We start from the raw sequence: 12,513 nt of genomic DNA, 5'->3' as shown, positions 1-12,513 counted from the left end.
TTAACTAAATCGTTACCTGTCGTGACCTGTCACACAGCTCTGCCAGCGCCTCCGCCGTCACGGGCGAAACAGCGCCTTCTTCGGTGACGATCGCCGTCACCAGCTCGGGAGGCGTCACGTCGAACGCCGGGTTGTAGGCCTGGGTTCCCAGCGGTGCCACCGGAATCCCGCCTCCCGCTCCCGACACCGTCACTTGGGGTGATGTGATCTCCGTCACTTCGAAGCCCGGGCGCTGCTCCACCTCGATGGACGCTCCGTCCGGCGTGTCCGGATCGACCGTCGTCACCGGCGCCACCACGATGAACGGCACATGGTGGTACCGGGCGAGCACGGCGAGCGGATAGCTCCCCACCTTGTTCGCCACCGAACCGTCGGCGGCGATCCGGTCCGCCCCGATCAGCACCGCATCCACCTCCCCGGCCGCGAACAAAGAGCCCGCCGCGTTGTCCGTGAGCAAGGTGTACGCCATTCCGTTGCGTGCCGCCTCATACGCCGTCAGGCGAGCACCTTGCAGCAACGGACGCGTTTCGTCCACCCACAGCCGCCTCAGCCGCCCGTCCCGGTGCGCCGCGAGCGCCACCGCGAAGGCCGTGCCCTCGCCGCCGGAGACCAGCGCCCCGGTGTTGCAGTGCGTCAGGATCCGGTGCCCGCCGCCGGGCAGCAGCTCGTCCAGCAGGGCCAGCCCGTGCGCGGCCATCCGCGCGCTGGCCTCGGCGTCCTCCTGGTGCAGCCGCCGCGCCGCGGCCAACGCGGCCGCCGCCGCCCGCTCGGCGCCACCCCCCTCGGCGAGCGCGGCCCGGTGCGCGGTCTGAGCCCTGCGGACGCCCAGGGAGAGGTTCACCGCGGTGGGCCGGGCGCCCGCCAGCGCGATCGCGGCCTCGTCCACGTCGAAGCCCCGCGCGGCGGCGAGCGCGACGCCGTACGCCCCCGCGATGCCGAGCAGCGGTGCCCCGCGCACCGCCAGTGAGCGGATCGCCTCCACCAGGGCGGACGCGTCCGTGCAGACCAGCTCGACCTCCTCGGCCGGCAGTCTCGTCTGGTCGAGCAGGACCAGCACAGGACCCTCGGGAGGTTCGTCCCATCGGATCGCGGGTATGTCGGTCGGCCGGCCGTCCTCGCCGGATTGCGCGTACTGATCAGCCATGCGGTCAGTCTGCCCCGTATCCGGCGGACAATTGAAGGTGTGCAGCCCATACCGCGGCCGGTCACCGCTCGACCACCCCATGGCACGATGGCTGCCAACCTGCCGCCGCGCCCGCGGACGGGCACCGTGAAGGAGCGACGATGAACGACACTCCGGGCTGGGCCTCGCCCGGATCCGCCCCGCCCGACGGGCCCGAGCCCGGCGCGTCCGGTACCACCGAGCCGGCCGACGGCTCCGGTCCCGCACAGCCCGCGGACCAGCCGGGCCCCGGCCCGCAGTGGTCCAAGGAGCAGCCCCCGGCCGCCCAGTGGTCCGCGCCCACCGGCGCCCCCGGCCAGGACCAGGCCCCACCGCCCCCACCACCGGGTCCGGGCTGGGGCGGCGGCCGGCCCGGCGGCCCCGGCGGTCCTGGGGGATACGGCGGTTACGGCGGCCCCGGAGGCTACGGCCCTCCCGGCGGCTGGGGAGCCGGCTGGGGCGGCCCGCCGCCCGCGGCCAAGCCCGGTGTCATCCCGCTCCGCCCACTCGGCGTGGGCGAGATCCTCGACGGCGCCGTCTCCACCATGCGCACCTACTGGCGCACGGTCCTGGGCGTCTCGCTCAGCGTCGCCGTCGTCATGCAGACCATCGTCGTCCTCGTCCAGGGCTTCGCCTTCAGCGACCTCTCCAGCACCAACGCCCTCGACGACCCCAACGCCAGCGCCTCCGAAGTGACCCGCGCCATGAGCGAGGCCTTCCTCAGCACCGGCGTCGTCTACCTGGTCGTCCTCATCGGCACCGTCATCGCCACCGCCCTGCTCACCTCGGTCACCAGCCGCGCCGTGCTCGGCAAGCCGGTCACCGCCGGAGAGGCCTGGCGCGACGCCCGCCCCCAGGTGCTCAAGCTGTTCGGCCTGATCTGCCTGCTGCTCCTCATGGCCGTCGTCCTGATCGGCGTCCCCACCGTGCCCGGCATCATCGTGGCGCTCGTCGGCTCGGAGGGCGCGGGCATCGCGCTCGCCGTCATCGGCGGCCTCGCCGGCTGCGTCGTCACCCTGTGGCTGGCGATCCGCTTCTCCCTCGCCTCGCCCGCGCTGATGCTGGAGAAGCAGGGCATCATCAAGTCGATGACCCGCTCCGCGAAGCTGGTCCGCGGCTCCTGGTGGCGCATCTTCGGCATCCAGCTGCTCGCCCAGATCATCGCGAGCATCCTGTCGTCGATCCTCGTCATCCCGTTCGCCTTCATCGCCGGGCTGTTCAGCGGCGACGGCATCAGCGGACTCGTCGACGGCACCGGCGACCTCGGCTGGACGTTCCTCATCATCAGCGGCCTCGGCTCGGTGATCGGCCGCATGATCGCGTTCCCGATCACGGCGGGCGTCACCGTGCTCCTGTACATCGACCAGCGCATCCGCCGCGAGGCCCTCGACCTCGACCTGGCCCGCGCGGCCGGCGTCCCGGACCAGGGCACCGCCGCCCCCGGCCCCACTCCCGGGAGCTGATGCGGTGAGCCTGGCGGGGGGAGTTCTCACAGCGGTATCCACGGCGCCGCCGCGCGCCGCCGAGTCGGTCACGGGGGCGCTGCTGCGCGCCCACGGCACGGTCGTCCGGTTCTCGGCCCTCTCGGGCGACGAGCCGCCGGTGACGACCCCGCGCGACCCCGCGCGGGAAGCGGCCCGGCGTGAACTGTCCAAGCAGATGTACCACCAGAACGACCCCAGCCTGGTGCAGCGGGCCCTGGACGCCATCTGGAACTGGATCGACAAACTGTTCAGCAGGGCATCCGAGGCCGCACCCGGCGGCACGCTCGGCCTGCTCGTCGTCGTCCTGGCCGTCCTCGTCGTCGGCGCCGCCCTGTGGTGGCGCCTCGGCACCCCGCGCCGCCAACCCGGCTCCGCCGCCGCCCTGTTCGAGGACGGCCCCCGCAGCGCCGCCGAACACCGCTCGGCCGCCGAGGCACACGCGGCCCAGGGACACTGGAACCCCGCCGTGCAGGAACGCATGCGCGCCATCGTCCGCGCCCTGGAGGAACGGGCCCTGCTCGACGCCCGCCCCGGCCGCACAGCCGACGAGGCCGTCGCGGAAGCCGGCCGCGCACTGCCCTCGCACACCGCCGAACTCCGCGCCGCCGCCGCCCACTTCGACGACGTGACATACGGCGGACGCGGCGCGAGCGAGCAGTCGTACCGCCGCATCGCCGAACTCGACCGCGAACTGGAGCGGACCAGGCCCGTCCTCACGAGCAGCGCCCACAGCACGGCCCACCACACCAGCCAGGGGGCCGCCGAATGACCGCGGAGGCCACGCTTCCCGCCACCTCGGCCTCGCCGACCGCCCGCCAGGTGTGGACCCGCACGCGGGGCATCGTCCTCGCCCTCGTGATCCTCCTGGCCGCCGCCGTCGCCATCGCCGCGATCCGCTCCGACGCCCGGCACGGCGACCTCGACCCGCGCTCCGCCGACCCCTACGGCAGCCGCGCCGTCGCCGAACTCCTCGGCGACCGGGGCGTGTCCACGCGCGTGGTCACCACCCTGGCCCAGGCCCGCGCCGCGGCCGGCCCGGACACCACCCTCCTGGTCGCCGTCCCCGACCTGCTGACCGACCGTCAGCAGTCCGGCCTGCACTCGGCGTTCGCCGACTCCGGCAGCCGTACGGTCCTCGTCGCCCCCGGTCCCGCGTCCCTGCCCCGGCTCGCCCCCGAGGTCACCGCGGACCCCGGACCCGCCCTCACCTCGACGCTCTCCCCCGACTGCTTCCTGCCCGCCGCCCGGCGCGCAGGCGACGCGGAGACCGGCGACTACCGGTACACGACCACCGCCGACAACGCCGACGAGTGCTACCCCAGTGACGGCCGATCGACCCTGCTCCGCCTCCCGGACGCGTCCAGGGGCGGCGACACCGTCGTCATCGGCTCGCCCGACATCCTCTTCAACAAGCGTCTCGACAAGCAGGGCAACGCCTCGCTCGCCGTCCAACTCCTCGGCTCCCGCCCCCATCTGGTCTGGTACCTCCCCTCCCTGACCGACGCCTCGGCCACCGACTCCGGCAGCCAGAGCTTCTTCGACCTGCTCCCCTCGGGCTGGCTCTGGGGCACCCTGCAGCTGTTCATCGCCGCTGCCGTGGCCGCCCTGTGGCGGGCACGCCGACTCGGCCCCCTGGTGCCCGAAAAACTCCCCGTGGCGATCCGCGCCTCCGAGACCGTCGAAGGCCGCGCCCGCCTCTACCGCAAGGCCAACGCCCGCGACCGCGCGGCCAACGCCCTGCGCTCCACCACCCGCACCCGCCTCGCCCTCCTCACCGGCGTCCCCGTCTCCCAGGCGCACGCGCCCGAAGCCCTGCTCCCCGCGCTCTCCGCCCACCTCCACGGCGACGGACAGACCCTGCACGCCCTCCTCTTCGGCCCGCCGCCCAGCGACGACGCGGCCCTCATCGCACTTGCCGACCAACTCGACGCCCTCGAAAGAGAGGTACGCCGTTCATGATGGATCCGACCACTGACAACGCCGGGACCATGGGGGACGCGGGCACCGCCCGGGCCTCCCTCGAATCCCTGCGAGCCGAGATCGCCAAAGCCGTGGTCGGCCAGGACCCCGCCGTGACCGGTCTCGTCGTCGCCCTCCTCTGCCGCGGACACGTTCTCCTAGAAGGAGTCCCCGGGGTCGCCAAAACGTTGCTCGTCCGCGCCCTCGCATCCGCGCTCGAACTCGACACCAAGCGCATCCAGTTCACCCCGGACCTGATGCCGAGCGACGTCACCGGCTCCCTGGTCTACGACACCCGCTCCGCCGAGTTCCGCTTCCAGCCCGGCCCGGTCTTCACCAACCTGCTCCTCGCGGACGAGATCAACCGCACCCCTCCGAAGACCCAGTCGTCCCTCCTGGAGGCCATGGAGGAACGCCAGGTCACGGTCGACGGCACCCCGCGCCCGCTCCCCGACCCGTTCCTGGTCGCCGCGACGCAGAACCCCGTCGAGTACGAGGGCACGTACCCCCTCCCCGAGGCCCAACTCGACCGCTTCCTCCTCAAACTGACGATCCCTCTGCCCTCCCGCCAGGACGAGATCGACGTCCTCACCCGCCACTCCGAGGGCTTCAACCCGCGCGACCTGCACGCCGCCGGCCTGCGCCCCGTCGCAGGCCCCGCCGACCTCGAAGCAGCCCGCGCGGCCGTCGCCAAGACGACGATCTCCCCCGAGATCACCGCCTACGTGGTCGACATCTGCCGCGCCACCCGCGAGTCGCCGTCCCTCACGCTCGGCGTGTCCCCGCGCGGCGCCACCGCCCTCCTGGCCACCTCGCGCGCGTGGGCCTGGCTCACCGGCCGCGACTACGTCATCCCGGACGACGTGAAGGCCCTCGCGCTCCCCACCCTCCGCCACCGCGTACAACTGCGCCCCGAGGCCGAGATGGAGGGCGTGACGGCGGACTCCGTCATCAACGCGATCCTCGCCCACGTGCCGGTCCCCCGCTGATGGCCCTCACCGGACGCGCCGCCCTCCTCGCAGCCATGGGCTCCCTCCCCGTAGGCATCTGGGAACCCAGCTGGACGGGCATCCTCGCCGTCAACGCCCCCCTGGCACTGGCCTGCGCCTGCGACTTCGCCCTGGCCGCCCCGGTCCGCCACCTGAGCCTCACCCGCTCGGGCGACACCTCCGTACGCCTGGGCGAAACCGCCGACGTCACCTTGACGGTCACCAACCCGTCCCGCCGCCCGCTCCGCGCCCGCATCCGCGACGCCTGGCCCCCCAGCAGCTGGCTCCCCGGCACCGAATTCACCGCCTCCCGCCACCGCCTGACGGTCCCGCCGGGCGAACGCCGCCGCCTCACCACCCGCCTACGCCCCACCCGCCGCGGCGACCGCCACGCAGACCGAGTGACCATCCGTTCCTACGGCCCCCTCGGCCTCCTCACCCGCCAGGGCACCCACGCGGTCCCCTGGGCGGTACGCGTCCTGCCCCCCTTCACCAGCCGCAAGCACCTCCCGTCCAAACTCGCCCGTCTGCGCGAACTCGACGGCCGCACCAGCGTCCTGACCCGCGGTGTGGGCACGGAGTTCGACAGCCTGCGCGAATACGTCCCCGGCGACGACACCCGTTCCATCGACTGGCGCGCCACCGCCCGCCAGACATCGGTCGCGGTACGCACCTGGCGCCCCGAACGCGACCGCCACATCCTCCTGGTCCTCGACACCGGCCGCACCTCAGCGGGCCGCGTCGGCGACGCCCCCCGGCTCGACGCCTCCATGGACGCGGCCCTGCTCCTGGCAGCCCTGGCATCCCGCGCCGGCGACCGCGTGGACCTCCTCGCCTACGACCGCCGGGTCCGCACCCTCGTCCAGGGCCGCACGGCCCGTGACGTACTCCCGTCCCTGGTCAACGCCATGGCGACACTCGAACCCGAACTCGTCGAGACAGACGCCCGAGGCCTGGCAGCCACCGCGATCCGTACGGCCCCCCGCCGCTCCCTGATCGTCCTGCTGACCAGCCTCGACGCGGCCCCCGTCGAAGAGGGCCTGCTCCCCGTACTCGCCCAACTCACCCAGCGCCACACGGTTCTGGTGGCATCCGTAGCGGATCCCCACATCGCCCGCATGGCCACATCCCGCGGAAACACGGAGGCGGTCTACGAGGCCGCAGCCGCCGCCCGCGCCCAGACCGAACGCGACCGCACCGCGGAAAAACTCCGCCGCCACGGCGTCACCGTCGTCGACGCGACACCGGACGACCTCGCGCCGGCATTGGCGGACGCGTATCTGGCCCTGAAGAGCGCGGGACGTCTGTAATCAAGGGCCCTGCTTGGAAAGCAGAGCCCATTACGGAACCCCTTAAACACAGAAAACCCCCGTACCGAATTAACGGTACGGGGGTTTTCGCAATATTTGTTCGGCGGCGTCCTACTCTCCCACAGGGTCCCCCCTGCAGTACCATCGGCGCTGTAAGGCTTAGCTTCCGGGTTCGGAATGTAACCGGGCGTTTCCCTCACGCTATGACCACCGAAACACTATGAAACAGACAACCGCACCATCACCGTGACCATGGCAATGGGGTTGTTCGTGGTTTCAGAACCAACACAGTGGACGCGAGCAACTGAGGACAAGCCCTCGGCCTATTAGTACCGGTCACCTCCACCCATTACTGGGCTTCCAGATCCGGCCTATCAACCCAGTCGTCTACTGGGAGCCTTAACCCCTCAAGGGGGTGGGAACACTCATCTCGAAGCAGGCTTCCCGCTTAGATGCTTTCAGCGGTTATCCCTCCCGAACGTAGCCAACCAGCCATGCCCTTGGCAGAACAACTGGCACACCAGAGGTTCGTCCGTCCCGGTCCTCTCGTACTAGGGACAGCCCTTCTCAATGTTCCTGCGCGCGCAGCGGATAGGGACCGAACTGTCTCACGACGTTCTAAACCCAGCTCGCGTACCGCTTTAATGGGCGAACAGCCCAACCCTTGGGACCGACTCCAGCCCCAGGATGCGACGAGCCGACATCGAGGTGCCAAACCATCCCGTCGATATGGACTCTTGGGGAAGATCAGCCTGTTATCCCCGGGGTACCTTTTATCCGTTGAGCGACGGCGCTTCCACAAGCCACCGCCGGATCACTAGTCCCGACTTTCGTCCCTGCTCGACCCGTCGGTCTCACAGTCAAGCTCCCTTGTGCACTTACACTCAACACCTGATTGCCAACCAGGCTGAGGGAACCTTTGGGCGCCTCCGTTACTCTTTAGGAGGCAACCGCCCCAGTTAAACTACCCATCAGACACTGTCCCTGATCCGGATCACGGACCCAGGTTAGACATCCAGCACGACCAGACTGGTATTTCAACGACGACTCCACCCACACTGGCGTGTGAGCTTCACAGTCTCCCAGCTATCCTACACAAGCCGAACCGAACACCAATATCAAACTGTAGTAAAGGTCCCGGGGTCTTTCCGTCCTGCTGCGCGAAACGAGCATCTTTACTCGTAGTGCAATTTCACCGGGCCTATGGTTGAGACAGTCGAGAAGTCGTTACGCCATTCGTGCAGGTCGGAACTTACCCGACAAGGAATTTCGCTACCTTAGGATGGTTATAGTTACCACCGCCGTTTACTGGCGCTTAAGTTCTCAGCTTCGCCACCCCGAAGAGTGACTAACCGGTCCCCTTAACGTTCCAGCACCGGGCAGGCGTCAGTCCGTATACATCGCCTTACGGCTTCGCACGGACCTGTGTTTTTAGTAAACAGTCGCTTCTCGCTGGTCTCTGCGGCCACCCCCAGCTCATGAAGTAAATTCAATCACCGGTGATGGCCCCCCTTCTCCCGAAGTTACGGGGGCATTTTGCCGAGTTCCTTAACCATAGTTCACCCGAACGCCTCGGTATTCTCTACCTGACCACCTGAGTCGGTTTAGGGTACGGGCCGCCATGAAACTCGCTAGAGGCTTTTCTCGACAGCATAGGATCATCCACTTCACCACAATCGGCTCGGCATCAGGTCTCAGACTTAATGAATGGCGGATTTGCCTACCACTCGTCCTACACCCTTACCCCGGGACAACCACCGCCCGGGATGGACTACCTTCCTGCGTCACCCCATCACTCACCTACTAACCGCTTGGGCCGGCGGCTCCACCACTTTCCATTCCCCGAAGGGTCCGGAACGGCTTCACGGCCTTAGCATCACGATGCTCGATGTTTGACGCTTCACAGCGGGTACCGGAATATCAACCGGTTATCCATCGACTACGCCTGTCGGCCTCGCCTTAGGTCCCGACTTACCCTGGGCAGATCAGCTTGACCCAGGAACCCTTAGTCAATCGGCGCACACGTTTCTCACGTGTGTATCGCTACTCATGCCTGCATTCTCACTCGTGAACCGTCCACCACTAGCTTCCGCTGCAGCTTCACCCGGCACACGACGCTCCCCTACCCATCCCAGCACCCGTTGGGGCTTATTGCTGGAATGACACGACTTCGGCGGTACGCTTGAGCCCCGCTACATTGTCGGCGCGGAATCACTAGACCAGTGAGCTATTACGCACTCTTTCAAGGGTGGCTGCTTCTAAGCCAACCTCCTGGTTGTCTCTGCGACTCCACATCCTTTCCCACTTAGCGTACGCTTAGGGGCCTTAGTCGATGCTCTGGGCTGTTTCCCTCTCGACCATGGAGCTTATCCCCCACAGTCTCACTGCCGTGCTCTCACTTACCGGCATTCGGAGTTTGGCTAAGGTCAGTAACCCGGTAGGGCCCATCGCCTATCCAGTGCTCTACCTCCGGCAAGAAACACACGACGCTGCACCTAAATGCATTTCGGGGAGAACCAGCTATCACGGAGTTTGATTGGCCTTTCACCCCTAACCACAGGTCATCCCCCAGGTTTTCAACCCTGGTGGGTTCGGTCCTCCACGAAGTCTTACCTCCGCTTCAACCTGCCCATGGCTAGATCACTCCGCTTCGGGTCTTGAGCGCGCTACTAAATCGCCCTATTCGGACTCGCTTTCGCTACGGCTTCCCCACACGGGTTAACCTCGCAACACACCGCAAACTCGCAGGCTCATTCTTCAAAAGGCACGCAGTCACGACGTTGCATGCAAGCATGCAACGCGACGCTCCCACGGCTTGTAGGCACACGGTTTCAGGTACTATTTCACTCCGCTCCCGCGGTACTTTTCACCATTCCCTCACGGTACTATCCGCTATCGGTCACCAGGGAATATTTAGGCTTAGCGGGTGGTCCCGCCAGATTCACACGGGATTTCTCGGGCCCCGTGCTACTTGGGTGTCTCTCAAACGAGCCGTTGACGTTTCGACTACGGGGGTCTTACCCTCTACGCCGGACCTTTCGCATGTCCTTCGCCTACATCAACGGTTTCTGACTCGTCTCACAGCCGGCAGACTGTGAAAGAGAGATCCCACAACCCCGTATACGCAACCCCTGCCGGGTCTCACACGCATACGGTTTGGCCTCATCCGGTTTCGCTCGCCACTACTCCCGGAATCACGGTTGTTTTCTCTTCCTGCGGGTACTGAGATGTTTCACTTCCCCGCGTTCCCTCCACTTGCCCTATGTGTTCAGGCAAGGGTGACAGCCCATGACGACTGCCGGGTTTCCCCATTCGGAAACCCCCGGATCAAAGCCTGGTTGACGACTCCCCGGGGACTATCGTGGCCTCCCACGTCCTTCATCGGTTCCTGGTGCCAAGGCATCCACCGTGCGCCCTTAAAAACTTGGCCACAGATGCTCGCGTCCACTGTGCAGTTCTCAAACAACGACCAACCACCCGTCACACACCACTCACGCGATGTTTTACCGGGGTCGGCACTGAAGGCAGCTGGTAACAGCCGTACCTTCAGACACCCAACAGCGTGCCCGACACTACCGTCACTCGTGATCAGCTTTCCACGCTCCGAAGAGCAGTACTTGCAGCCCGAGATGACAGGCAGTGCCGAATAATCAACGTTCCACCCTTGAGCAACCACCGCAGAACATTCGCCTGCGTTATGGCCGTGGACCACCAAGCAAGCTTGGCGGCCTAGATGCTCCTTAGAAAGGAGGTGATCCAGCCGCACCTTCCGGTACGGCTACCTTGTTACGACTTCGTCCCAATCGCCAGTCCCACCTTCGACAGCTCCCTCCCACAAGGGGTTGGGCCACCGGCTTCGGGTGTTACCGACTTTCGTGACGTGACGGGCGGTGTGTACAAGGCCCGGGAACGTATTCACCGCAGCAATGCTGATCTGCGATTACTAGCAACTCCGACTTCATGGGGTCGAGTTGCAGACCCCAATCCGAACTGAGACCGGCTTTTTGAGATTCGCTCCACCTCACGGTATCGCAGCTCATTGTACCGGCCATTGTAGCACGTGTGCAGCCCAAGACATAAGGGGCATGATGACTTGACGTCGTCCCCACCTTCCTCCGAGTTGACCCCGGCGGTCTCCTGTGAGTCCCCGTCACCCCGAAGGGCACGCTGGCAACACAGGACAAGGGTTGCGCTCGTTGCGGGACTTAACCCAACATCTCACGACACGAGCTGACGACAGCCATGCACCACCTGTACACCGACCACAAGGGGGGCACTATCTCTAATGCTTTCCGGTGTATGTCAAGCCTTGGTAAGGTTCTTCGCGTTGCGTCGAATTAAGCCACATGCTCCGCTGCTTGTGCGGGCCCCCGTCAATTCCTTTGAGTTTTAGCCTTGCGGCCGTACTCCCCAGGCGGGGAACTTAATGCGTTAGCTGCGGCACCGACGACGTGGAATGTCGCCAACACCTAGTTCCCACCGTTTACGGCGTGGACTACCAGGGTATCTAATCCTGTTCGCTCCCCACGCTTTCGCTCCTCAGCGTCAGTAATGGCCCAGAGATCCGCCTTCGCCACCGGTGTTCCTCCTGATATCTGCGCATTTCACCGCTACACCAGGAATTCCGATCTCCCCTACCACACTCTAGCTAGCCCGTATCGAATGCAGACCCGGGGTTAAGCCCCGGGCTTTCACACCCGACGTGACAAGCCGCCTACGAGCTCTTTACGCCCAATAATTCCGGACAACGCTTGCGCCCTACGTATTACCGCGGCTGCTGGCACGTAGTTAGCCGGCGCTTCTTCTGCAGGTACCGTCACTTTCGCTTCTTCCCTGCTGAAAGAGGTTTACAACCCGAAGGCCGTCATCCCTCACGCGGCGTCGCTGCATCAGGCTTTCGCCCATTGTGCAATATTCCCCACTGCTGCCTCCCGTAGGAGTCTGGGCCGTGTCTCAGTCCCAGTGTGGCCGGTCGCCCTCTCAGGCCGGCTACCCGTCGTCGCCTTGGTGAGCCATTACCTCACCAACAAGCTGATAGGCCGCGGGCTCATCCTGCACCGCCGGAGCTTTTAACCACAGACCATGAGGCCCGAAGTGTTATCCGGTATTAGACCCCGTTTCCAGGGCTTGTCCCAGAGTGCAGGGCAGATTGCCCACGTGTTACTCACCCGTTCGCCACTAATCCCCACCGAAGTGGTTCATCGTTCGACTTGCATGTGTTAAGCACGCCGCCAGCGTTCGTCCTGAGCCAGGATCAAACTCTCCGTGAATGTGTACCGGTAATCCGGTGATACATCACGAGAGCGGAACAGCCAGGCGGAATAAGCCCGACCGTTCACAGCGTCCTCGCTGTGTATTTTCTTCAAAGGAACCTCGCCCCAACCGTGATGGCTGGAGACGGGGTATCAACATATCTGGCGTTGATTTTTGGCACGCTGTTGAGTTCTCAAGGAACGGACGCTTCCTTTGTACTCACCCTCTCGGGCTTTCCTCCGGGCTTTTCCCTTCGGTCTTGCGTTTCCGACTCTATCAGACCGTTTCCGGTTCCGATTTCCTCGGTGCTTTCCAGGTTTCCGCTTCCGCGTTTCCCTTTCCGGCGGTTCCGACTT

General features: G+C 66.1%; 6 protein-coding genes and 3 rRNA genes. 5 read left to right on the top strand and 4 right to left on the bottom strand.

The window, feature by feature from the left end; all coding sequences use genetic code 11:
• Nucleotides 1-4 precede the first annotated feature (4 nt).
• On the bottom strand, nt 5-1,144 hold the full coding sequence (mtnA, locus tag OHT77_RS27290) for an S-methyl-5-thioribose-1-phosphate isomerase (protein ID WP_328831065.1): 1,140 nt from the start codon (nt 1,142-1,144) through the stop codon (nt 5-7).
• Between the two features lie 140 nt (nt 1,145-1,284).
• Between mtnA and OHT77_RS27285 the strand changes: the two genes are divergently transcribed.
• From OHT77_RS27285 to OHT77_RS27265, 5 genes are read left to right on the top strand one after another with little or no spacing between them, the layout of a single operon-like run.
• Nucleotides 1,285-2,625, top strand: coding sequence for a DUF7544 domain-containing protein (locus tag OHT77_RS27285; RefSeq protein ID WP_328831064.1), 1,341 nt, complete (start codon nt 1,285-1,287; stop codon nt 2,623-2,625).
• Nucleotides 2,626-2,629: 4 nt separating this feature from the next.
• Nucleotides 2,630-3,415, top strand: a complete 786-nt coding sequence (locus OHT77_RS27280) for a DUF4129 domain-containing protein (protein WP_328831063.1) — start codon at nt 2,630-2,632, stop codon at nt 3,413-3,415.
• Nucleotides 3,412-4,605: a DUF4350 domain-containing protein gene (locus OHT77_RS27275; protein WP_328831062.1), complete on the top strand. Its 1,194-nt coding sequence runs from the start codon at nt 3,412-3,414 to the stop codon at nt 4,603-4,605. Before OHT77_RS27280 ends, OHT77_RS27275 begins: the two co-directional genes overlap by 4 nt.
• A complete protein-coding gene (locus OHT77_RS27270) occupies nt 4,605-5,594 on the top strand; it encodes an AAA family ATPase (RefSeq protein ID WP_266769267.1) in 990 nt (329 codons plus the stop codon). The genes OHT77_RS27275 and OHT77_RS27270 overlap by 1 nt, the downstream gene beginning before the upstream one ends.
• The gene (locus OHT77_RS27265; protein WP_328831061.1) at nt 5,594-6,904 is read left to right on the top strand and encodes a DUF58 domain-containing protein; all 1,311 of its coding nucleotides are present in this window, start codon (nt 5,594-5,596) and stop codon (nt 6,902-6,904) included. Before OHT77_RS27270 ends, OHT77_RS27265 begins: the two co-directional genes overlap by 1 nt.
• 98 nt (nt 6,905-7,002) lie before the next feature.
• Here OHT77_RS27265 and rrf read toward each other — a convergent pair.
• From rrf to OHT77_RS27250, 3 genes are all read right to left on the bottom strand, one after another.
• A 5S ribosomal RNA gene (gene rrf, locus OHT77_RS27260) occupies nt 7,003-7,119 on the bottom strand.
• 91 nt (nt 7,120-7,210) lie between these two features.
• A 23S ribosomal RNA gene (locus OHT77_RS27255) occupies nt 7,211-10,334 on the bottom strand.
• A 314-nt stretch (nt 10,335-10,648) separates the two neighbouring features.
• Nucleotides 10,649-12,174, bottom strand: a 16S ribosomal RNA gene (locus OHT77_RS27250).
• The 16S, 23S and 5S rRNA genes sit together here, the layout of an rRNA operon.
• Nucleotides 12,175-12,513 lie beyond the last annotated feature (339 nt).

Origin of the sequence: Streptomyces sp. NBC_00252 (genome assembly GCF_036187565.1) — a bacterium.
Taxonomy (GTDB): domain Bacteria; phylum Actinomycetota; class Actinomycetes; order Streptomycetales; family Streptomycetaceae; genus Streptomyces.
This window is presented reverse-complemented; position numbering and strand designations above follow the sequence as displayed.